Genomic DNA, 21,183 nt, shown 5'->3' on the forward strand with positions numbered 1-21,183 from the left:
CGTGGAACACCATGAGCCCGATCTCCCCCAGGACCGGCTCATGGTGTTCCATCCGGGAACTCAGCGGATCAGCTCGACGGTGTTGCGCCGGACCAGGTTCTTGCCGGGTTCCCGGATGGCGTCCATGGCCGCCGTGTTCAGCAGCACGCAACTGCCCGACGGCCCGGTGACGGTCACTGTCACCGCCTTGTTGTTGTCCAGGTTCGTCACCCGCAGCCGGGTGCCGAGCGGGAACTGGCCGCTGGTGGCGGCGGGTGCCCCGCCCTCGGCGAAGAACGTGAGCGCACCGGAGCAGACGCTGCCGCCGATCGGCTGCGCCGCGCCCGGGCGGGTCTCACCCGGTTGCGCACCCGGTGCCGGGGCGCCGCCGCCGTCGAGGCGTTCCACCACGTTGCGGCGGATGACGTTCTTGCCCGGCTCGCGTACCAGGTCCATAGCAGCGGCGTTCAGCAGCACGCAGCTCCCGGACGGCCCGGTCACCGTCACCGTGGCCACCTTGCGGTTGTCCAAGTTCGTCACCCGCAGCCGGGTGCCCATTGGGAACCTGTCGCTGGTCGCGGCCGGCGGCCCGCCCTCGGCCGAGAAGGTCACCGACCCGGCGCAGACCGATCGCGCGGCCGGCGCGGTGTCCGCGAAACCGAGTCCGGTGCCCACCGAGACCGCCACCGTGGCGGTCACCGCCACAGTCGCCGCCAGCACGTGCTTGCGCTGCACCCTCACGTTCTCTCCCGTCGTCGCTGTCGTTCGACGCGTGGTACGGACGGGAGGGCCGGACCGTTCACCCGAATACGTTGACTACAACGGACCGTAACGGGTATGTGGCGCTCCGGTCATCAATGCCCAGTACCTGTCGCCGTAGGACCAGTGCCACCACTCCGTCGGGTAGTTCACCAGTCCCGCGCCACTCAGCGCCGCCACCAGCAGGTTCCGGTTGCGCCACGCGCTGACCGGGATGTGCCGTGCGGCGGTGAAGCAGGCGTCGGCGCTCTCCTCCGGGGTGGCGTCGAGCGCGGTGCCCATGTCCAGCTCCACCCCGTCGGCGTCACACAGGGTGAGGTCTACTGCTCCGCCGGTGCTGTGCGGGGCCACAGCGACCGGCGAGACGAACTTGGTGGTCTCCCGGTGCAGCCGGTCCGCCGGCCAGTCCGGGTGACGCCGGCGCAGTTCGTCCCGGTAGCCGGTGAAGATGTCCAGCTGCGCCCGGTACGGCCGGTACCCCTCGACCACGAGCAGGCACAGCCCGGCCGGCAGCGCGCGCTGCGCGGCCAGCAACCGGTCCGCGACCCCGCGCCGCACCCGGGCGTACGCCCCGGCGGGGTCGGCGGCCCGCCCGTCCACCCGCAGCCCGGGCACGTCGCGCAGGTCCACCAGGGGCTCGCCGTCGTCCCGGCTGGACACCGCGGCGACCCGGGGGTCGGAGAGCAGGATCACGGCGTACCCCCGGGGTGTTCGCGCGACGGCCGGGCCGCGTGCCGGGTGAAGGCGAGCGCGACGAGCCGGTCCACCACCTCGGGGTACGCGACACCGGACTCGGCCCACACCTTCGGGTACATCGAGTGCGCGGTGAAGCCGGGCAGCGTGTTCAGCTCGTTGACGAGCAGGTCGCCGGTGGCCTCGTCGTAGAGGAAGTCGACCCGGGCCAGGCCCCAGCCGCCGATCGCGGTGAACGCCCGCACCGACAGCTCGCGGATCCGCTCGGTGACCTCGCCGGGTAGCAGCGCCGGGACGATCATCGGGTCGGCGTCGCCGAAGTACTTCTGCCGGTAGTCGAACCAGCCACCCGCGACTCGGACCTCGCCGACCGCCGACGCCTCCGGCTGCCAGCCGCCGAGCACGCCGCACTCCAGTTCCCGGCCGGTCACGCCCTGCTCGACGAGCACCACGTGGTCGTGCCGGAACGCCTCCTCCACGGCCGCGACCAGGTCGTCGCCGTCGGCGACCCGGGAGATGCCGATCGAGGAGCCCATCCGGGCCGGCTTGACGAACAGCGGCCCGCGCAGCCCGACCACCAGCTTCTCCGGGTCCGCCGCAGCCCGCCAGGTCGGCTCGTCGAACCAGACGTACGGCGTGGTCGGCACGTCCTCGGCCCGCAGCGCCCGCTTCATCGCCACCTTGTCCATGCCGACTGCGGAGGCGAGGATGCCGCACCCGACGTACGGCACGCCCAGCGACTCCAGCAGCCCCTGCACGACGCCGTCCTCGCCGTACGGGCCGTGCAGCACCGGGAACACCACGTCCAGCTCGGCGTGCACAGTGGCCGGGGCGTCGGCCGCGCCGACCGCGACGGTGCCGGCGGCTGCCCCGCGCCGCAGCTCCACCGCCTCGCCGGTGACCGGCAGCCGGTCGTCGATCGCCCGGCCGGCCGCCACGGTGCCGAGGTGCTGCGCGAGCACCGGCTCGGGCAGCAGCCGGATCCCGCCGGTACGGGTGATACCGAGCGCCACCACCCGGTGCCCCTGCTGCGCCAGGGCGCGGGCCACGCCGAGCGCCGAGGCGCAGGAGACCTCGTGTTCCGCCGACGGGCCTCCGAACAGGACACCGATCCGCACTGTCGACCTCATGCCGCAACTCCCACAGTCATCCGGGCGCCCGCCAGCCGGGCCACCACTTCCGCTTCCACGTTTCCGCCGGTCAGCACCACGCCGACCGTCAGTCGCCGCCCGCCGTCCGACGGCCGGGGCGCCATCTCGCCCAGCCGCAACGCGCCGGCCAGCGCGGCCGCGCCGGACGGCTCGACGAGCACCTTCAGGTCCAGCAGGAGCAGCCGGAACGCCTCGGCGATCGCGTCGTCGTCGACAAGGACCACCCCCCGCACCGCGGTCCGGGCCACCGCGAACGGCAGGTCACCGACGCAGCCGGGACGGAGTCCGTCGGCCAGGCTCGGCGCCGGGGCGACGGGTGTGGGCCGTCCGGCGGCCAGGCTGCGCGCGAGCGAGTCGCACCCGACCGGCTCCACGCCGTACACCTGGATCGGCGTTCCGGCCGCGGCCAGGCAGGCCCCGGCGATGCCGCCACCCCCGCCCACCGGCACCACGAGCGCGTCCAGCGGAGTGCCGCGCCGCGCCGCCTCCTCGATCAGTTCCAGGCTCGCGCTGCCCTGCCCGGCCACCACGTCCGGGTGGTCGTACGCGTCGACGAGCGGATGGCCGTCCACCTCGGCGATCCGCCGGGCGACGGCCAGACGCTCCTCCACAGTGGTGCCGGCCCGCACCACCCGTGCCCCGGCCGCCCGTGCCCGGTCCACCTTGACCGGCGCGGCGTCCACCGGCAGCACGACAGTGGCGGCGACACCGTGCCGGCGGGCGGCGAGCGCGACCGCTACCGCGTGGTTGCCGGTGCTCTGCGCGACCACACCGGTGTGCCCGGCGGCGGCGAGCCGGCCCACCGCCAGCATCGCGCCGCGCATCTTGTACGAGCCGCCGTCCTGGAGGTTCTCCGCCTTGAGCAGGACGCGGGTGCCGGCCAGGCGGTCGATCGCCGGGCTGTGCAGCACCGGGGTACGCACCACCCGGCCGGACAGCGCGCGGGCGGCCTCCTCGACACGTGTGCGGTCCGGCAGCACCGGCGCGTCGGTTCGGGGCATGGTCTCTCCTTCGGGATTCGAGTGGACGCGGCGGCGCGGCAGGTCGAACAGCCGGCGCGCGCCGAGCGCGGTGAGGCCGCGGTGCGCGGCGAGGCTCAGTGCCAGTACGAGCGCGGTGAGCAGGACCGGGTAGACGGTCACGAGCAGCGCCCGGGCCGGCCCGGGCAGGCCGGCCACGGGTGTGGCGAGGAGCCGGTCCAGCAGCGCCAGCACCGGCATGTGGATCACGTAGACGGGGAGGGTGCGGCGGCCCAGCCGGGCCAGTGCCGGACCGGCCAGGCGGTACCGGGCCAGCCGGGCGGCGGCGGTCAGCCCGAACGCCACCGCGAGCACGGAGACGAGCAGGTACACGCCGGGCCACCTCTGCGCACCGGCGAACGCCATGACGGCCAGCGCGACCGCGTACGCCGCGCCGGTACCGGCGAGCCGCCGGGTGCTCGCGCCGTCCGCCCACCGCGTCAGGTACGGCCGCAGGTGCACCCCGGCCAGGAAGAACACCAGGTTCTGGTAGACCTGCCCCCGGTTGCCGGGGCTGTCCAGCAGCCCGGTGGCGGCCATCGCGGACAGCGCGCCCGCAGCGGTCAGCAGCACCGCCGGATGGACCCGGCGCAGTGCCTTCGCGATCACGAAGTAGAGCGCCAGCGCGTACAGGTACCACAGGTTCGAGGGCGTCACGGTGAGCTGGGCCAGCAGTTCACCGCTGTCGGTGGCCCGGTCGGTCGGGAATCCGGGCGCCGGCGCCAGCAGCGCGGTGTGGATCAGCAGCCAGATCGCGTACAGGTAGAGGTTCCGGGCGATCCGGGGCCGCCCGGCCACCCGCCACGGGCGGGCCACCGCGTTCGCCGCGAAGATGCCGGAGATCGCGAAGAACAACGGCATCCGTAGCGGCAGCAACTGCTCGCCGAGCAGCCCCCACGCACCCGGCACCGGCAGGCCGACCCGCCAGTCGACACGCAGGTAGTCCTTGACGACGACGTGCCACAGCACCACGAGCACGATGCAGGCGCCCTTCGCCACGTCGGCCCAGGCCACCCGACCGCCGGGCGGCGCGTTCCCCTCGGTACCTGTCGGCACTGCGGTCTCCTCTCCGGCCGTCTGCGGATGGGAGGCGGCGCCGCCGGTCCCGTCCTCGGGCAGGTGTCATCGCGGGACGCCGCGACGGCGGCTCCCGGAGTCGTGTGTGTGGTGGTCAGCCCACGGGGGGCAGGTGGACGTCGACCCGCAGGCCGCCGTCCTCACCCGAGCGGGCGGCGATGATGCCGCCGTGCGCCTGGGTGATGGAGCGGGCGATGGCCAGGCCGAGCCCGGCGCCGCCGCCCTGGTTGGTCCGGTCCCGGGCGAGGCGCCGGAACGGCTCGAACAGCCCGTCGACCGCCTCGGTGGGGACGTTCTGGCCGCTGTTGGTGACCGTCAGCGCGGGATCGCCGCCGACAGTGACGACGAGCCGGCCGCCCTCGCGGTTGTACTTGATGCCGTTCTCCACCAGGTTCGTGACAAGGCGTTCCAGCAGCACCCGCTCACCGGTCACGATCCGGGGCGACAGCCGGGACTCCACCGTCACGCCCGCCTCGGCGGCCCGGTCGGCGTACGCGGCCAGCACGCCGCTGACGATCTGTTCGAGGCGTTGCGGGGTGGAGGACCGTAGGCCCTGGTCGCTCTCGCTGAGCGCGAGCAGCCCTTCGATCAGCCGCTCGTTGCGTTCGTTCGTGGCGAGCAGTTGGGCGGTCAGCAGGTCCAGTTGCTCGCCGGTCAGCGACTGGGCCATGCCGACCTCGATCAGGGTGCGTTGCACCGCGAGCGGCGTACGGAGTTCGTGCGAGGCGTTCGCGGCGAACCGCCGCTGCCCCTCGTATCCGGCGGTGACGCGGTCCAGCATCGCGTCGATCGCGCGGGCGAGCCCGGCCAGCTCGTCCCGGCCGCGATGCCGGATGCGGTAACCGAGGTTCTGCGGGCCCAGGTTCGCCATCGGGGCGGCCAGGTCGCGCACCGGGCGCAGGCACCAGCGGGCCGCGCCCCACACCGCGAATCCGGCGGCCACCAGCACCAGCAGTTGGACCAGCAGCGGCAACAGCGGGACGAACGGGCGGCCCGGTTCGCACACCGCGCCGATTGTGGCCAGGCCGCAGAACCACTGGGCCTGCCCCCACACCAGTTCGAGCAGCGACTTGACCATGTTGGGCACGAAGAACCCGGCCAGCAGGGCGAGCACCCCGACCAGCAGGATGCGGCGACGGGGGCTCATTCCGGCTCGCCGATCCGGTAGCCGGCCTTCGGCACGGTGTGGATGACCGACGGCTGGCCGAGCTTCTTGCGCAGGGTCATCACCGTCACCCGGACCGCGTTGGTGAACGGGTCGGCGAACTCGTCCCACGCCTGTTCCAGCAGCTCCTCGGCGCTGACCACCCGGCCGCCGGCCCGCATCAGCACGTGCAGGACGGCGAACTCCTTCGGGCTCAGCCCGAGCGGGCTGCCGTCCCGGGTCGCGGTGTGCCGGGCCACGTCGAGCACCACGCCGTGCCGTTCCAGCACCGGCGGCAGCGCCGGGGTGGACCGGCGGCCCAGCGCCTGCACCCGCGCCACCAGCTCGGCGAACGCGAACGGCTTGGTCAGGTAGTCGTCGGCGCCCAGCCCGAGGCCGGCGACCCGGTCGCGGATGCCGGCGGCGGCGGTGAGCAGCAGCACACGGGTGCCGGCGTCGGACCCGGCCAGGCTCCGGCACACCTCGTCGCCGGTGGCGCCGGGCATGTCCCGGTCCAGCACCGCCACGTCGTACCGGTTCACCCCGATCCGTTCCAGCGCGCCGTCCCCGTCGTAGCAGACGTCGACAGCCATGGAGAACCGTCGCAACCCCTCGGCGACCGTGTCCGCCAAGAGCCGCTCGTCGTCCGCCACCAGCACCCGCACCGTTGCGCTCCCCCGTGTCTTCCCTCGTCGTCCGGCACACCTTCGCAGGCCGGAGTTAAGGGTTCCGTAAGCGTCCGCAGCAGCCATCCTCCACGCGGGCCGTGCTGCGACAACCGCCACAGGGCCGTCTGGGCCGTTCGTCCGGTCCGCAGCCGACGCGAGCACCGCTCAAGTGACCCGGATCACGCATTGGCGCTCCGGGGTGAGGTGGGTCACGATGGGTGGAAGGAGGCGCTGGTGGCTGACCCGTGGCTCGCCCTGGAGTTCGGCGCGGATCCGGTGGAGCGGATCGCGCAGATCGGTGCCGCCCACGAGGCGTTCCTCACCGCGGGGACCACAGGCGGTGTCCGAGAGGTGGTCGCCCGCTCCTGGGAGCGGTCCGCGCTGCTCGACCCGGAGACCACCGCGCCGGTCGACCTCGCCGACGACGCGCTGAAGAGCTACCGCGCCGCGCACCCGCTCGCCCGGGTGATGCCGCTCTTCCGCGACCTGCTCGGCGGCATCGCGCAGGACGGCGCGCACCTGATGGCGGTCTGCGACGCCGCCGGGCGGCTGCTCTGGGTGGAGGGCCACCCCGGGGTGCTGCGGCACGCCGAGCGGATGAACTTCGTACCGGGCGCCCGCTGGGACGAGGCGCACGCCGGCACGAACGCTCCCGGCACCGCCCTCGCCGTCGACCACGGCGTGCAGATCTTCGCCACCGAGCACTTCGTCCGGCCGGTGCAGCGCTGGACCTGCGCCGCCGCGCCGATCCACGACCCCGCCAGCGGCGCGCTGCTCGGCGCCGTCGACATCACCGGCGGGGACCACCTGGCCAACCCGCAGAGCCTCGCCCTGGTGCGGGCCACCGCCCGGGCCGCCGAGGCGTTCCTGGCCGGCGCCGCGCCCGCCGCGCCGGACGTGGCGTACGTGTCGGCGCTCGGCCGGGACGAGGCGGAGCTGCGCGTCGGCGGCCGGCGCATCCGGCTCGGCCGGCGGCACAGCGAACTGCTGGTACTACTCGTCGACCATCCCGAGGGCCGCACCGGGGAACAGCTCGGCCTCGACCTCTACGGCGACGACCGGCGGCACCCCGTCACACTGCGCGCCGAACTGTCCCGGCTGCGCCGCGTGCTCGGCGACGAACTGCTCGACTCCCGCCCGTACCGGCTGCGGCCGGCCGTGCGCGCCGATTTCCGTACCGTCACCGAACTGCTGGAACGTGGCGATCCGGCGGCGGCGCTGCGCGCGTACCCCGGGCCCCTGCTGCCCCTGTCGGACGCGCCGGGAGTGGCGCGGCTGCGCCGCCTGGTCGACGGCCAGTTGCGCGCCGCCGTGCTGGCCGGCGCCGACCCGGGGCTGCTCGCGGCCTGGACCGCGACGGCGGCCGGGGCCGACGACCTGGCCGCGTGGCAGGCCCTGGCCCGGGCGTTGCCGCCGGGCGCGCCCCGCCGGCCGCTCGCGCTCGCGCGGGCCCGTCAGCTCGCCGAGGAGTACGCGCTGCCGCGCGCAACGTTCCTGCAACGTCCCGGAAACTAGCCTGCCCGCCATCCACCCCAGACGGACGGCGGAGGTACCCATGACGCGCTACGACGCCCCCACCCACTGGCAGTCCCGTTACGACCACTACATCGGCGGCGAGTACGTGAAGCCGCACGGTGGGAAGTACTTCGAGAACCCGACCCCGGTGACCGGGCAGACCTTCTGCGAGGTGGCCCGGGGCACCGCCGAGGACGTGGAGAAGGCGCTCGACGCGGCGCACGGCGCGGCCGACGCGTGGGGCCGCACCTCGGTCGCCGAACGCTCGCTGATCCTCAACCGGATCGCCGACCGGATGCAGGACAACCTGGAGTCCCTGGCGATCGCCGAGACGTGGGAGAACGGCAAGCCGGTACGCGAGACGCTCGCCGCCGACATCCCGCTCGCGATCGACCACTTCCGCTACTTCGCCGGGGCGATCCGGGCGCAGGAGGGCTCGCTCGGCGAACTCGACGACGACACGGTCGCCTACCACTTCCACGAGCCGCTCGGTGTGGTCGGGCAGATAATCCCGTGGAACTTCCCGATCCTCATGGCGGTGTGGAAGCTCGCCCCGGCGCTCGCCGCCGGCAACGCGGTGGTGCTCAAGCCGGCCGAGCAGACGCCCGCGTCGATCCACTACCTGCTCTCGCTGATCGGCGACCTGCTGCCGCCCGGCGTGATCAACGTGGTGAACGGCTTCGGCGTCGAGGCGGGCAAGCCGCTGGCCTCCTCGCCGCGGGTGGCGAAGGTGGCGTTCACCGGCGAGACCACCACCGGGCGGCTGATCATGCAGTACGCCAGCGAGAACATCAAGCCGGTCACGCTGGAGCTGGGCGGCAAGAGCCCGAACATCTTCTTCGACGACGTCAGCGCCGCCTCCGACGACTTCCTGGACAAGGCCCTGGAAGGCTTCACCATGTTCGCGCTCAATCAGGGCGAGGTGTGCACCTGCCCGTCCCGGGCGCTCATCCAGCAGGGCCACTACTCGGACTTCCTCGCCGCCGCCGTCGAGCGGACGAAGGCGGTCAAGCAGGGGCACCCGCTGGACACCGACACGATGGTCGGCGCGCAGGCCTCCAACGACCAGCTCGAGAAGATCTTGTCCTACCTGGACATCGGCCGGCAGGAGGGCGCTCGCGTCCTCACCGGCGGTGAGCGGTCGGACCTCGGCGGCGAACTCTCCGGCGGCTACTACGTCCAGCCGACCATCTTCGAGGGCGACAACTCGATGCGGATCTTCCAGGAGGAGATCTTCGGCCCGGTCGTGTCGGTGACCTCCTTCGCCGACCTGGACGACGCCGTGAAGATCGCCAACGACACGCTGTACGGGCTCGGCGCGGGCGTGTGGACCCGGGACCTGAACACCGCGTACCGGGCCGGGCGGGCGATCCAGGCCGGCCGGGTGTGGACGAACTGCTACCACGCCTACCCGGCGCACGCGGCGTTCGGCGGCTACAAGCAGTCCGGCATCGGCCGGGAGAACCACAAGATGATGCTGGAGCACTACCAGCAGACCAAGAACCTCCTGGTCAGCTACTCGCCGAAGAAGCTGGGCTTCTTCTGATGGGTGACACCGTGACAGTGACCTCCGCGGCGGCCGACCTGATCCGGTCGCTGCGGGGGCAGCACGGCCCGCTGATGTTCCACCAGTCCGGCGGCTGCTGCGACGGCAGCGCCCCGATGTGCTACCCGGCCGGTGAGTTCCGCACCGGCGGCTCGGACGTGCTGCTCGCCTCGCTGGCTGTCGACGGCGTGCCCGAGCCGGTGGAGTTCTGGATGTCGAAGGCCCAGTGGGAGCTGTGGCGGCACACCCGGCTCACTGTCGACGTGGTGCCCGGCCGGGGCAGCGGCTTCTCCCTGGAGGCGCCGGAGGGCGTCCGCTTCCTCATCCGGTCCCACCTGAACCGCTGATCTGTCCGAGATCTTGCAGCTCGCGGGCATCGCGGCGGTGGGATGCTGACGCCGTCCACTTCGGAGAACGCGTCCCACCACCGCTCGAGTCGCTACCGGGTCGCGTCCGCCACCGCCCGACAGGAGACCGCCCATGCACCCGGTCCGACAGCCAGTGCTCGCCGCCGGCCTCACCGCCCTGGCCACCGCCGCCACGCTCGGGCTCGCACCCGGCGCCGCCGTCGCCGCCCCGGCGGCCTCCCCCAGCATCTCCGTCAACTGGTTCGGCACGGCCGACGCGCGGGCGCACACCGCCACCGTCGGTGGCCGGTTCGACTGCGGCGCGGAGCGCGGCCTCGCGTACATCGAGGTGCACCTCGACCAGCGGGTCCGGCGCGGCTCGGTCACCGGCTTCGGATTCGGCGTGATCGGCGCGTGCACCGACGAGCGCACCGCCGGCACCTGGACCGCAACCATCCCCGCCGACCAGGGCAGATTCCGTCCCGGCCGGGCAACGACGATCGCCCGCCTGGTGATCGAGCCCAACTCGATTACCGAAACCACCGAGCCCGTACGCCTGCGCCCCCGCTGCGCCCACCCCTGACCGCGTCGGCGGCCTCCGGTCAGGCGATCTGCCGGAGGTCGTCGCCGTAGTCGAAGATGATCCGCAGCCGGGCGCCGAGGGCGTTGGCGTACCGGCTCAGCGTGGCCACCTCGTTGACGTCGAGGTCGCCGTTCTCGATCTGGCTGACCCGGCCCGGCGTGACCCCCATGATCTCGGCTACCTGCCGCTGGGTGAGCCCCAGCCGCTTGCGCTCCTCGGCCAGGTGGAACGCGCTCACCCACGCGTCGGTCCGGGCGCGCTCCGCCTCGTACGCCTCGTCGTCACCGCCGAGTTCGGCGCGGACCTCGTCCCAGTGATAGAACTCCGTCACGACTCCCCCCTTCGCTCGCGCTCGCTGTCGAGCCAAGCCTTGTAGGCAACCTCCGCCGCCGGAATGTGCTGCCGGTACCAGCGGGTCCAGTTGCCCGCCTTGTTGCCGGCGACCAGAAGGACCGCCTGCGACCAGGGATCGAAGACGAACAGCACCCGGATAGCCACGTCCCGACCGGAGCGGGGCCGCAACTCCTTCAGATTACGGAGACTGCTTCCACGCAGCGTGTCCACGAGCGGGCGACCTAGCCCCGGCCCCACCTCGGCCAGCTTGTCCACCGCCACCCGGACGCTCTCGTACGACGCCGGGTCGTGGTCCCGCAGGTCGCGCAGCCAGTGCCGGACCTCTCCGGTGACCCGGACCGACCAGCGCTTCCCGTCCGCACCCATGCTCCAACCATAGCCCGAGCTAAACATCGCCGACTACCAGTCAGCGACCATCCAGGAGCGGCTGGGTGGGGTTCCACGGGGTTCCGGTCTCGGCGTCGCGGCGGCGGCGGGCTATCGCGGACAACGCTTCCAGCACCACCCGGTTGCCCAGGTACGCGGTGATGTCGGCATGGTCGTACGGCGGGGCGACCTCGACCACGTCCAGCCCGACCACAGGCAGCTCGTAACAGACCCGGCGCACCGCGTCGAGTAGTTGCCGGGAGGTGAACCCGCCCGGCTCGGGTGTGCCGGTGCCCGGTGCCATGCCCGGGTCGACCACGTCCACGTCGACCGAGAGGAACACGCCCTCGCACTCGTCGGTCGCGATGCCGAACGCCTCGGTCAGGCAGGCGTCCAGCCCGCGCGCCACGATCTCGGTCATCTCGTACGAGCGCATCCGCTGCTCCGCCATCCACGCCAGCGTGTCCGCGCCGGGCCAGTAGCCGCGCAGCCCGATCTGGAGGAAGCGGTCGCCGCGTACCGCGCCGGACTCGATGAGCCGGCGCATCGGCTGGCCGTGGCCGTGCAGCGAACCGAACTCGACGTCGCCGGTGTCGGCGTGCGCGTCGAAGTGCACGAGCGACACCCGGCCGAGCCCGTGGTGCCGGGCCACGCCTGTGGCGTCCGGCAGCGCGATGGAGTGGTCGCCGCCGAGCACCACCGGGATCGCCCCGGCCGAGGTGACCGCGTGCACGGCGGTCTCCAGCGCGGCGAGCGAGCGCTCGATGTCGCCGCCGAACATCTCCACGTCCCCGGCGTCGTAGACGCACAGGTCCTTCAGCCCGTCCACGCGCAGCGCCAGCGACGGACGGGAACCGTCGTGCGGCAGGTAGCAGGCCTGCCGGATGGCGGACGGCCCGAACCGGGTGCCCGGCCGGTGCGAGGTGCCGCCGTCGAACGGCGCGCCGATGATCACCACGTCCGCGTCGGCGTACGTGACCGGCTCCTCGACCGTGCACGGCGGCACACCGAGGAACGTGATGTCGGGACCGTACATCGGGCCGTACCGGGTCATCGTTCCTCCATCCCCCACGGCGAACCGTAGCCGGTGAGCAGGTCGAGGAAGGGGGTCGGCGGGAACGCCTCCGGCCCGAGCACGCCCGTGCCGGACCAGGCGCCGGTGGCGAGCAGTTCCAGCGCGACGACCGGGTTGACGGCGGTCTGCCAGACCACCGCCTGGTGGCCGTACTCGGCCATCGACCACTCGTTGTCGACCACGTGGTAGAGGTAGACGCGGCGCGGCCGCCCGTCGGGGCCGGTGCCGGTGACGTACGTACCGGCGCACGTCTTGCCGCTCATCCGGTCGCCGAGCGTGGCCGGGTCGGGCAGCGCGGCGGCCACCAGGTCGCGCGGCGACACCTCGACGCCGCGTACGCGCACCGGCTGGGTCGAGTCCAGTCCGAGCTTGTGCAGCGTGCGGAGCACCTCGATGAACTCGGCGCCGAGGCCGTACTTGAAGGTGACCCGCTTCGCCGGCACCCAGCGCGGGATGAGCAGCACCTCCTCGTGCTCGACGTTGACGCACTCGACCGGGCCGATCCCGGCCGGGAAGTCGAACACCTCCGGCTCGCTGAACGGTTCGGTGGTGAACCAGCCGCGCCCGGCCTCCCAGATCACCGGCGGGTTGAGGCACTCCTCGATGGTGGTCCAGATGGAGAACGAGGGCGCGAACTCGTAGCCGGCGACTGTGAGGTTCGCGCCGTCGCGTACCCCGATCTCGTCGATCTCGGCGAAGAGTTCGTCGGCGGCGTAGCGGGCGAAGACGTCCGACAGGCCCGGTTCGACGCCGATGCCGCACAGCGCGAGCCGCCCGGCGGCGGCCCACCGCTCCGCGACGGCGAACTGCTCGTCGCCGAGTTTGACCCCGGTCTCGGCGTAGGGGCGCTCGGGGTGCGGCCGGGACAGCGACATCGCCATGTCCAGGTAGTCGGCCCCGGCGGCGAACGCGCCGTCGAAGATCGGCATGACGAAGCGCGGGTCGACCGCGTTCAGCACGTGCGTGATCCGGTGTTCCCGGCACAGCGCGGCCACCGCGTCGGCGGAGGACGCGTCGACTGTGGCGGCCACGAACCGGTCGCCGAGCCCGGCGACGGCCCGCGCCGCACGCGCCGGATCGTGGTCGGCGACCACCATGAGCTCGAAGAAGGTACGGCGGGCGGCAATGGATACGGCGGCGGAGCCGACGCCACCGGCGCCGACGAGGAGGATACGCATCAGGAGTCGAACCCCAGTCCAAGACGGTCGAGAGTACGGAGCCAGAGGTTGCGCCGGCCGTCGCGCGCGTCGGCGCGGGCGAGCGACCAGCGGGTGAGGTTGATGCCCACGGACCGGGCCGGTTCCGGCGGGAACGGCAGCGGCTTGCGGCGCACCAGGTCGAGCCGGGTCAGCGGGGTGTCGGTGCCGGAGAGCAGGTCGAGCGTGACGCGGGCGCCGAACCGGGTCGCGCCGACGCCGAGCCCGGTGAACCCGGCCGCGTACGCCAGGCGTCCTTCGTACGCGGTGCCGAAGAACGCGCAGAACCGGGTGCACGTGTCGATGACGCCACCCCAGCGGTGGCTGAAGCGCACATCGGCGAGCTGCGGGAACGTCGTGAAGAAGTGCGAGGCGAGCGTGGTGAAGGTGGCCTCGCGCTGCTCCAGCGCGGGCGCCACCCGGTTGCCGTAGTGGTAGATCGCGTCGTAGCCGCCGAACAGGATCCGGTTGTCGGCGGTGAGCCGGTAGTAGTGGAACTGGTTGCCGGTGTCGGCGAGCCCTTGCCGGTTCCGCCAGCCGATCGCGTCGCGCTGCGCTTCGGTCAGCGGCTCGGTCATCAGCGCGTAGTCGTAGACCGGCACGATCCAGGAGCGCAGCCGACGCAGCAGCGGCGGGAACGCGTTCGTGGCCAGCACGACCTGCCGCGCCCGTACCGTGCCGGGCGCCGCTTCCGCGCCGCCCGCAGTGGTGGCCCGTATCCCGGCGCCGACGCCGGCCAGGCCGGTGACGCGGGTGTGCTCGTGCATGCGTACGCCCAGGTCGAGCGCGGCGCGGCGCAGTCCCCAGGCGAGCTTCGCCGGGTCGAGCAGGGCCACCCGGTCGCGATCCCACATCCCGCCCAGGTACGTCGGCGACGCCACCTCGGCGCGTACCTCGTCGCGGTCGAGCAGCCGCACGTCGTGGCCGTACCGGCGGGCCAGCTCGGCGTCGGCGGCGAGCCCGTCGAGCTGGTACGGCTCGACCGCCACCGCCAGTTCCCCGGTGCGTTCGAAGTCGCAGTCGATGTCGTACTTCGCCACGGTGGCGCCGATGGCGTCCAGGTTCTCCCGGCCCAGCCGTTCCAGCTCGCCGATCTCGCCGGGGAACCGCTCGACGCCGTTGGCGAGCCCGTGGGTCAGCGACGCGGCGCAGAACCCGCCGTTGCGCCCGGACGCCGCCCAGCCGCACGTGCCCGCGTCGACGAGCAGGACGTCGCGGTCCGGGTCGGCCTCCTTCGCGAGCAGCGCGGTCCACAGTCCGGCGTACCCGCCGCCGACCACGAGCAGGTCGGCGGTGTGCGTCCCGGACAGCGGCGGCAGCGGGTCGGGCCGCTCCGGGCGGTCCAGCCAGTACGACACGGGCGCGGCGTCGGCCAGCGCCCGGCCGGTATGCGGGAGTGTCATGGCTTGCCCGCCGGTGTGGCGACCACCGCGAGAGCGGCCCGGCGTGCCCGCCGCCCGCGCAGCGAGGTGGCCCCGACGAGCAGCAACGCGATCACGAACATGGCCGTGCCGATCACGTTGACCTGCGGCGGGATGCCGCGCTGGGAGGCGCCCCAGACGTACATGGGGAACGTGACAGTGGTGCCGGCGTTGAAGTTCGTGATGATGAAGTCGTCGAAGCTGAGCGAGAACGCCAGCAGCGCGGCGGCCACGATGCCGGGCAGCACGAGTGGCAGCGTGATCCGGCGGAACGTCTGCCACTCGCTGGCGTACAGGTCCATCGCGGCTTCCTCCAGCCGCCGGTCCATGCCGGAGAGCCGGGCTTTCACGGTGACCACGACGAACGACACGCAGAACATGACGTGCGCGATGACGATGGTCCAGAAGCCCTGCGGCACCCCGGCGGCGACGAAGAGGGCGAGCAGCGAGGTGCCCATCACCAGTTCCGGGGTGGCCATCGGCAGGAAGATCAGCCCGTTGAGCCCGGAGCGGCCGCGGAAGCTGTGCCGGACCAGCGCGAACGCCATCAGCGTGCCGAGGAGCGTGGAGACGACTGTGGCGATGAGGCCGATCTGCATGCTGCGCACCACGGCGTCGCACATGTCCGAGGTGGCGCAGGGCTGCTTCCAGTTGTCGAGCGTGAACTCGTTGAAGTCGTAGGAGAGCCGGCTTGAGGGCCGGTTGAAGGACAGACCGGCGACCACCATGATCGGCAGCGTCAGGTAGCCGAGGACCAGCAGTGCCACGCCCATCACCCACCGGTCGGCGAGCCAGCGCCGCATCAGAGCACCTCCTCCGTGCCGGCCTTACGCAGGTAGACGAAGACGATCGCCAGGATCGCGGCCATCAGCAGGAACGACAGCGCCGCGCCCTGCGGATAATCCAGCCGGACCAGGAACGCCGAGTCGATGACGTTGCCGATCATGTACTCGTTCGGCGTACCGAGCAGCTCGGCGTTGATGTAGTCACCGGTGGCCGGGATGAAGAACAGCAGCGTGCCGGCGATCAGGCCGGGCATCGACAGCGGCAGCGTCACCTTGGCGAACGCGCGCAGCGGGCTCGCGTACAGGTCGCTCGCCGCTTCCAGCAGCCGGGGATCGAGCCGCTCCAGGCTCGCGTACAGCGGCAGCACCAGGAACGGCAGGAAGTTGTACGTCAGACCGAGCACCACGGCGATCGGCGTGGCCAGCAGCCGGCCGTCCGGTCCGAGCAGGTGCACGTCGCGCAGCAGCCCGACCAGCGCGCCGTTGTCCGACAGGATGGTCTTCCAGGCCAGCGTGCGCACCAGGAAGCTGGTGAACATCGGCGCGACCACGGCGACCAGCAGCAGGTTCTTCCACCGGCCGGCCTTCTGCGCGATCGCGTACGCCAGCGGGTAGCCCATCAGCAGCGCGAGCACCAGCGCGATGGCCGAGTAGAGGAACGACCGGGAGAACTGCGGCCAGTACGCCTGCAACGCGTCCGGGTAGTTGCTGAACGCCCAGGTCATGGCGTACCCGGTGGAGAGCGAGCCGGCCGGGTCGTAGAGGCTGGCCGAGGCGAGCTGCACCAGCGGGAGTGCGAAGAAGACGAACAGCCAGACCGCGCCGGGCAGCAGCAACAGGTACGGCAGGAGCCGGTTGCGCCCGCGCCGCACCGGCGGCGGCGCCGGTTTCCCGGCGGAGGTCGGTACGTGGGCCAGCGCGCTCATGCCGCCACTCCGCCAATTCGCTCGCTCATGCCGACGCACCCACCGGCGGCTCGTCGAGCAGCGGCGTGGTCTGGTCGTCCGCACCGGCGGCCCGGGGCAGCAGGAACGCGTGCCGCGGATCCCAGTGCGCGGTCACCGTCGTGCCGACCGCCAACTGACCGCCCAGCCCGCTGTTCGCGGCGAACGCGGTCAGTTCGCTGCCCCACGCGGTGCGCACCAGGTACTGGGTGCTCACCCCGACGTAGGAGGCGTCGCTGACCACGCCACCGACGTGCTGGTGCCCGGCCGGCACCCGGTCCGGGCTCTCGACCAGGTGCAGCTTCTCCGGACGTACGCCGAGGAAGGCCGGACCGTCGGTGAGCCGGGACCGGCCGGCGGGCACCGAGAAGCGCGAGCCGTGCGCCGTGACCAGCACGTCGTCGGCGGCGCGACCGCCGGCTTCGGCGGCGAGCAGGTTGGACTGGCCGAGGAAGTTCGCCACGAACGCGGTGGCCGGGTACTCGTAGATGTCGGCGGGCGCGCCGAGCTGCTCGATCCGGCCGGCGTTCATCACCGCGACCGTGTCGGCCATCGTCATGGCCTCCTCCTGGTCGTGGGTGACGTGCACGAACGTGATGCCGACCTCGGTCTGGATCCGTTTCAGCTCGATCTGCATCTGCCGGCGCAGCTTGAGGTCGAGCGCGCCGAGCGGCTCGTCGAGCAGCAGCACCTGCGGGTGGTTGATGAGCGCCCGGGCCAGCGCGACGCGCTGCTGCTGGCCGCCGGAGAGCTGGGCCGGGCGGCGCCGGCCGTACCCTTCGAGCTGCACCAGCGCGAGCATGCGCTCCACCTGGTCGCTCACCTTGCGGATGCCGCGGCGGCGCAGCCCGAACGCCACGTTCTCGTGGATGTCCAGGTGCGGGAAGAGGGCGTAGCTCTGGAAGACGGTGTTGACCGGCCGCTTGTACGGCCGCAGCCCGGCGATGTCCTGCTCGCCGAGCAGCACCTGTCCGCTGGTCGGCTGTTCCAGCCCGGCGATCATCCGCAGTGTGGTGGTCTTGCCGCAGCCGGACGCGCCGAGCAGGGCGAAGAACGAGCCCTGCGGGATGGTGAGGGTGAGGTCGTCGACGGCGGTGAAGACGCCGAACCGCTTGGTCAGGTCGACCAGTCGCAGGTCACCGGCCGGGGTCTGCTGCCCCTTCACGCGCCGATCACCTGCTGGAACTTGGTCTCGTACTCCTTCTCCTGCGCCTCGTCGAGCGCCATGAAGACCTTGGCTTTGGAGAGCATCGTGTCGTCCGGGAAGATCAGCGGGTTGCTCGCCAGGTCCGGGTCGATCTTCTCCATCTCGGCCTGCGCGCCCTGCACCGGGCAGATGTAGTTGACGTACGCGGCCAGCTTCGCCGCCACCGCCGGGTCGTAGTAGTGGTTCATCAACGCCTCGGCGTTGGCCTTGTGGGTGGCCTTGTTCGGCACCAGCATGTTGTCCGACCAGAGCATCACGCCGGACTCCGGCACCACGAACTTGATCTTCTCGTCGTCGAAGCCGAGCTGGACCACGTCGCCGGACCAGCCGATGCACGCGGCGATGTCGCCCTTGGCCAGGTCGGGCGCGTAGTCGTTGCCGGTGAACCGCCGGATCTGTTTGCTGTCCACGGCCTTCTTCAGCTTGTTCAGCGCGTCGTCGAACTGGGCCGCGGTGAACTTGGCCGGGTCGTGGCCGAGCGACTGGAGCAGCAGGCCGATGGTGTCGCGCATCTCCGACAGCACAGTCACCTTGCCCTTGAGATCGGGGCGGGTGAGCAGCTCGTCGACGGTGCGGATCTCCTTGGTGACGTTGGCGTTGTACGCGAGCCCGGCCAGGCCGGACTGCCACGGGACGGCGAGCTGGGTCTCGGCGTCGAAGGAGCGCCCGCGCAGCGACTGCAGCAGGTTCGCCTCGACGTTCGGCATCTTCGACTTGTCCAGCTTCTGGACCCAGCCGAGGCGGATCACCCGGGCGGCCATCCAGTCGGTGAGCACCATGATGTCCCGGCCGGTGCTCTGACATCCGGCGAGCTGGTTGCGTACCTTGCCGAAGAACTCGTTGTTGTCGTTGACGTCCTCGGTGTACGTCACCTGGATACCGGTGGCGGCGACGAACGCGTCGAGCGTGGGGCGCTTGGACTCGTCCTTCTCGTCGGTGTCCATGTACTGCGGCCAGTTCGAGAAGGCGACCTTCTTCTCGGTGGCGGACAGATCCTCGCTCTTGCATCCGGCTTCGGTCTGCTGGGCGCCCTTGGTCCCGCAGCCGGCCAGGGTGCCCGCAGTGGCGAGCAGCGCGGCCGAGCCGAGGGTCCCGGTGAGCAGACCACGCCGGGTGAGGGGCCGGAGGGGACTACGCATGTGACGACTCCTTGGGGGGCATCGTCGGCGGCGGGACGGGGGCGGCGCGCCGGCGGGAGGGTCAGTGGCGATGGACGACTGATCCTGACATGAGAAAACGTCTCTCACAAGGGATTCCGTTGCCGGAATAGCCAGTCGCCACGAAATACGCCAGACTGCGCGGGGCACTACGCTCAACACCGAGAACCGGACACGAGGAGCGTCGATGGTCAACCGACACCAGGAGAACGGAAACGGCGGCCGTCGCATCACTGTGCGTGACGGCGCCAACCACGCTCTGCTCGATGACGTGGCCAAGCAGATCATCGAGCAGCTCCAGGAGGACGGGCGCCGCCCGTACGCGAGCATCGGCAAGGCGGTCGGCCTCTCCGAGGCGGCGGTACGCCAGCGGGTGCAGCGGCTGCTCGACGCGGGTGTCATGCAGATCGTCGCGGTCACCGATCCGCTCCAGCTCGGCTTCCCCCGCCAGGCCATGATCGGGCTGCGTACCGACGGCGACCTGGAATCCGTCGCCGACCGGCTGGCCGAGTTCGAGGAGATCGATTACGTGGTGATCACCGCCGGCTCGTTCGACCTGCTGGCGGAGGTGGTCTGCCGCAACGACGCGCACCTGCTGGAGATCCTGCAGAAGCTGCGCGGCGTGCCCGGGGTGCTCTCCACCGAGGCGTTCGTCTACCTGAAGCTGCGCAAGCAGACCTACAGCTGGGGCACCGCCTGATGCGGATTCCGTTGACAGCTCAGTGATATAGCGCTGAATCCGTCGCGCTTAAGCTTGTTCGCTTGCCTTATCGGCATCGCCTGTGGGATAACCGTGGGCAGAGCGGCCGGTGTCACCCCTGACCGGCCCGAGACCCGATGGGGCTGACATGGCCAACGCCACCGACCATCTCTGGATGCACTTCACCCGCATGGCGAGCTACCCCGCCGGCGAGGTTCCGACAATCGTCCGGGGCGAGGGCGCGTACGTCTGGGACGCGCAGGGCCGCCGCTACCTGGACGGGCTGGCCGGGCTGTTCGTGGTGAACGCCGGTCACGGCCGCGCCGAGCTGGCCGAGGCCGCCGCCAAGCAGGCCGGCGAGCTGGCCTACTTCCCGCTCTGGTCGTACGCCCACCCGAAGGCCGTCGAGCTGGCCGAGAAGATCGCCACGCTCACCCCTGGCGACCTGAACCGGGTCTTCTTCACCACCGGCGGCTCCGAGGCCGTCGAGGCGGCGTGGAAGCTGGCCCGGGCCTACTTCAAGCGCACCGGCAAGCCCACCAAGCACAAGGTGGTCAGCCGCTACATCGCCTACCACGGCACCTCGATGGGCGCGCTGTCGATCACCGGCCTGCCCGGCATCAAGACCGACTTCGAGCCACTGGTTCCGGGTGGCATCAAGGTGCCGAACACCAACTTCTACCGGGCCCCCGAGCACGGCGACGACGCCGAGGCGTTCGGCCGCTGGGCCGCCGAGGAGATCGGCCGGGCGATCGAGCGGGAGGGGCCGGAGACGGTCGCCGCCGTCTTCCTGGAGCCGGTGCAGAACTCCGGCGGCTGCTTCCCGCCGCCGCCCGGCTACTTCGAGCGGGTACGCGAGATCTGCGACGCGTACGACGTGCTGCTCGTCAGCGACGAGGTGATCTGCTCCTGGGGCCGGCTCGGCGAGTACTTCGGCGCCGTCCGCTACGGCTACCAGCCGGACATCATCACCACCGCCAAGGGCATCACCTCCGGCTACGCCCCGCTCGGCGCGATGATCGCCAGCGAGCGGCTGATGGAGCCGTTCCTCACCGAGACCGGCATGTTCGCGCACGGCGTGACGTTCGGCGGCCACCCGGTCTCCTGCGCGGTCGCGCTGGCCAACCTGGAGGTGTTCGCCCGGGAGGACCTGATCGGGCACGTCCGGGCGAACGAGGGCGCGTTCCGGTCCACCCTGGAGAAGCTGCACGACCTGCCGATCGTCGGCGACGTCCGGGGCGACGGCTACTTCTACGGCATCGAGCTCGTCAAGGACAAGACGACCCGGGAGACGTTCGACGAGGCCGAGTCCGAGCGGCTGCTGCGCGGCTTCCTGTCCACCGCGCTGTTCGACGCCGGGCTCTACTGCCGGGCCGACGACCGGGGCGACCCGGTGGTGCAGCTCGCCCCGCCGCTGATCGCCGACCAGCAGCACTTCGACGAGATCGAGCAGATCCTGCGCGCGGTGCTGACCGAGGCGTGGTCGCGGCTCTGACG

General features: G+C 71.9%; 21 protein-coding genes. 6 read left to right on the forward strand and 15 right to left on the reverse strand.

Annotation, left to right across the window (positions count from 1 at the left end; genetic code table 11):
• Window positions 1–60: 60 nt before the first annotated feature.
• The 6 genes from IRY44_RS00305 to IRY44_RS00330 all read right to left on the reverse strand — a co-directional run bounded on the left by IRY44_RS00305 (window position 61) and on the right by IRY44_RS00330 (window position 6,487).
• Window positions 61–720 carry a hypothetical protein gene (locus IRY44_RS00305; protein ID WP_194798484.1) on the reverse strand — a complete coding sequence of 220 codons (660 nt, stop codon included), beginning with the start codon at window positions 718–720 and terminating at the stop codon, window positions 61–63.
• Between the two features lie 75 nt (window positions 721–795).
• Window positions 796–1,431: a M15 family metallopeptidase gene (locus tag IRY44_RS00310; RefSeq protein WP_194798485.1), complete on the reverse strand. Its 636-nt coding sequence runs from the start codon at window positions 1,429–1,431 to the stop codon at window positions 796–798.
• On the reverse strand, window positions 1,428–2,561 hold the full coding sequence (locus tag IRY44_RS00315; RefSeq protein WP_194798486.1) for a D-alanine--D-alanine ligase family protein: 1,134 nt from the start codon (window positions 2,559–2,561) through the stop codon (window positions 1,428–1,430). The genes IRY44_RS00310 and IRY44_RS00315 overlap by 4 nt, the downstream gene beginning before the upstream one ends.
• Complete coding sequence (locus IRY44_RS00320; protein WP_194798487.1) at window positions 2,558–4,657, reverse strand: pyridoxal-phosphate dependent enzyme; 2,100 nt, start codon at window positions 4,655–4,657, stop codon at window positions 2,558–2,560. The genes IRY44_RS00315 and IRY44_RS00320 overlap by 4 nt, the downstream gene beginning before the upstream one ends.
• Before the next feature lie 115 nt (window positions 4,658–4,772).
• On the reverse strand, window positions 4,773–5,825 hold the full coding sequence (locus IRY44_RS00325; RefSeq protein ID WP_194798488.1) for a HAMP domain-containing sensor histidine kinase: 1,053 nt from the start codon (window positions 5,823–5,825) through the stop codon (window positions 4,773–4,775).
• Entirely contained in the window at window positions 5,822–6,487 is a 666-nt protein-coding gene (locus IRY44_RS00330) for a response regulator transcription factor (RefSeq protein ID WP_091418650.1), read from the reverse strand. Before IRY44_RS00330 ends, IRY44_RS00325 begins: the two co-directional genes overlap by 4 nt.
• Before the next feature lie 237 nt (window positions 6,488–6,724).
• Between IRY44_RS00330 and IRY44_RS00335 the strand changes: the two genes are divergently transcribed.
• The 4 genes from IRY44_RS00335 to IRY44_RS00350 all read left to right on the forward strand — a co-directional run bounded on the left by IRY44_RS00335 (window position 6,725) and on the right by IRY44_RS00350 (window position 10,481).
• Window positions 6,725–8,005 carry a transcriptional regulator gene (locus IRY44_RS00335; RefSeq protein WP_194798489.1) on the forward strand — a complete coding sequence of 427 codons (1,281 nt, stop codon included), beginning with the start codon at window positions 6,725–6,727 and terminating at the stop codon, window positions 8,003–8,005.
• A 40-nt stretch (window positions 8,006–8,045) separates the two neighbouring features.
• Window positions 8,046–9,551, forward strand: a complete 1,506-nt coding sequence (adh, locus tag IRY44_RS00340) for an aldehyde dehydrogenase (RefSeq protein WP_194798490.1) — start codon at window positions 8,046–8,048, stop codon at window positions 9,549–9,551.
• Window positions 9,551–9,898: a DUF779 domain-containing protein gene (locus tag IRY44_RS00345; RefSeq protein ID WP_194798491.1), complete on the forward strand. Its 348-nt coding sequence runs from the start codon at window positions 9,551–9,553 to the stop codon at window positions 9,896–9,898. Before adh ends, IRY44_RS00345 begins: the two co-directional genes overlap by 1 nt.
• Window positions 9,899–10,031: 133 nt before the next feature.
• Complete coding sequence (locus IRY44_RS00350; protein ID WP_194798492.1) at window positions 10,032–10,481, forward strand: hypothetical protein; 450 nt, start codon at window positions 10,032–10,034, stop codon at window positions 10,479–10,481.
• A 19-nt stretch (window positions 10,482–10,500) separates the two neighbouring features.
• Here IRY44_RS00350 and IRY44_RS00355 read toward each other — a convergent pair whose 3' ends face one another.
• From IRY44_RS00355 to IRY44_RS00395, 9 genes are read right to left on the reverse strand one after another with little or no spacing between them, the layout of a single operon-like run.
• On the reverse strand, window positions 10,501–10,812 hold the full coding sequence (locus IRY44_RS00355) for a helix-turn-helix domain-containing protein (protein ID WP_013284175.1): 312 nt from the start codon (window positions 10,810–10,812) through the stop codon (window positions 10,501–10,503).
• Window positions 10,809–11,201, reverse strand: a complete 393-nt coding sequence (locus IRY44_RS00360; RefSeq protein ID WP_186461666.1) for a type II toxin-antitoxin system RelE/ParE family toxin — start codon at window positions 11,199–11,201, stop codon at window positions 10,809–10,811. The genes IRY44_RS00355 and IRY44_RS00360 overlap by 4 nt, the downstream gene beginning before the upstream one ends.
• Window positions 11,202–11,241: 40 nt before the next feature.
• Window positions 11,242–12,255 (reverse strand): agmatinase, encoded by a 1,014-nt coding sequence (gene speB, locus IRY44_RS00365; RefSeq protein WP_194798493.1) that lies wholly within the window; start codon window positions 12,253–12,255, stop codon window positions 11,242–11,244.
• A complete protein-coding gene (locus IRY44_RS00370; RefSeq protein WP_194798494.1) occupies window positions 12,252–13,454 on the reverse strand; it encodes a saccharopine dehydrogenase family protein in 1,203 nt (400 codons plus the stop codon). The genes speB and IRY44_RS00370 overlap by 4 nt, the downstream gene beginning before the upstream one ends.
• On the reverse strand, window positions 13,454–14,875 hold the full coding sequence (locus tag IRY44_RS00375) for an FAD-binding oxidoreductase (protein ID WP_194798495.1): 1,422 nt from the start codon (window positions 14,873–14,875) through the stop codon (window positions 13,454–13,456). Before IRY44_RS00375 ends, IRY44_RS00370 begins: the two co-directional genes overlap by 1 nt.
• Window positions 14,872–15,696, reverse strand: coding sequence for an ABC transporter permease (locus IRY44_RS00380; protein ID WP_043326456.1), 825 nt, complete (start codon window positions 15,694–15,696; stop codon window positions 14,872–14,874). Before IRY44_RS00380 ends, IRY44_RS00375 begins: the two co-directional genes overlap by 4 nt.
• Window positions 15,696–16,604, reverse strand: a complete 909-nt coding sequence (locus IRY44_RS00385; RefSeq protein WP_194798496.1) for an ABC transporter permease — start codon at window positions 16,602–16,604, stop codon at window positions 15,696–15,698. The genes IRY44_RS00380 and IRY44_RS00385 overlap by 1 nt, the downstream gene beginning before the upstream one ends.
• Window positions 16,605–16,629: 25 nt before the next feature.
• Entirely contained in the window at window positions 16,630–17,787 is a 1,158-nt protein-coding gene (locus tag IRY44_RS00390) for an ABC transporter ATP-binding protein (RefSeq protein WP_194798497.1), read from the reverse strand.
• Entirely contained in the window at window positions 17,784–18,968 is a 1,185-nt protein-coding gene (locus tag IRY44_RS00395) for a spermidine/putrescine ABC transporter substrate-binding protein (RefSeq protein ID WP_194798498.1), read from the reverse strand. Before IRY44_RS00395 ends, IRY44_RS00390 begins: the two co-directional genes overlap by 4 nt.
• A 205-nt stretch (window positions 18,969–19,173) precedes the next feature.
• Between IRY44_RS00395 and IRY44_RS00400 the strand changes: the two genes are divergently transcribed.
• Window positions 19,174–19,686: an Lrp/AsnC family transcriptional regulator gene (locus IRY44_RS00400; protein WP_194798499.1), complete on the forward strand. Its 513-nt coding sequence runs from the start codon at window positions 19,174–19,176 to the stop codon at window positions 19,684–19,686.
• 148 nt (window positions 19,687–19,834) lie between these two features.
• Window positions 19,835–21,181 (forward strand): aspartate aminotransferase family protein, encoded by a 1,347-nt coding sequence (locus tag IRY44_RS00405; protein WP_194798500.1) that lies wholly within the window; start codon window positions 19,835–19,837, stop codon window positions 21,179–21,181.
• Window positions 21,182–21,183: the final 2 nt, after the last annotated feature.

The organism is Micromonospora sp. ANENR4 (genome assembly GCF_015354395.1).
GTDB lineage: Bacteria > Actinomycetota > Actinomycetes > Mycobacteriales > Micromonosporaceae > Micromonospora > Micromonospora aurantiaca.

Bases quoted from the DNA above. Each gene is read 5' to 3' on its own strand.
- IRY44_RS00315 (WP_194798486.1), bottom strand. From the start codon at position 2,561: ATGAGGTCGACAGTGCGGATCGGTGTCCTGTTCGGAGGCCCGTCGGCG.
- IRY44_RS00325 (WP_194798488.1), bottom strand. From the start codon at position 5,825: ATGAGCCCCCGTCGCCGCATCCTGCTGGTCGGGGTGCTCGCCCTGCTG.
- adh (WP_194798490.1), top strand. From the start codon at position 8,046: ATGACGCGCTACGACGCCCCCACCCACTGGCAGTCCCGTTACGACCAC.
- IRY44_RS00345 (WP_194798491.1), top strand. From the start codon at position 9,551: ATGGGTGACACCGTGACAGTGACCTCCGCGGCGGCCGACCTGATCCGG.
- IRY44_RS00350 (WP_194798492.1), top strand. From the start codon at position 10,032: ATGCACCCGGTCCGACAGCCAGTGCTCGCCGCCGGCCTCACCGCCCTG.
- IRY44_RS00360 (WP_186461666.1), bottom strand. From the start codon at position 11,201: ATGGGTGCGGACGGGAAGCGCTGGTCGGTCCGGGTCACCGGAGAGGTC.
- speB (WP_194798493.1), bottom strand. From the start codon at position 12,255: ATGACCCGGTACGGCCCGATGTACGGTCCCGACATCACGTTCCTCGGT.
- IRY44_RS00370 (WP_194798494.1), bottom strand. From the start codon at position 13,454: ATGCGTATCCTCCTCGTCGGCGCCGGTGGCGTCGGCTCCGCCGCCGTA.
- IRY44_RS00375 (WP_194798495.1), bottom strand. From the start codon at position 14,875: ATGACACTCCCGCATACCGGCCGGGCGCTGGCCGACGCCGCGCCCGTG.
- IRY44_RS00380 (WP_043326456.1), bottom strand. From the start codon at position 15,696: ATGCGGCGCTGGCTCGCCGACCGGTGGGTGATGGGCGTGGCACTGCTG.
- IRY44_RS00385 (WP_194798496.1), bottom strand. From the start codon at position 16,604: ATGAGCGCGCTGGCCCACGTACCGACCTCCGCCGGGAAACCGGCGCCG.
- IRY44_RS00395 (WP_194798498.1), bottom strand. From the start codon at position 18,968: ATGCGTAGTCCCCTCCGGCCCCTCACCCGGCGTGGTCTGCTCACCGGG.
- IRY44_RS00400 (WP_194798499.1), top strand. From the start codon at position 19,174: ATGGTCAACCGACACCAGGAGAACGGAAACGGCGGCCGTCGCATCACT.
- IRY44_RS00405 (WP_194798500.1), top strand. From the start codon at position 19,835: ATGGCCAACGCCACCGACCATCTCTGGATGCACTTCACCCGCATGGCG.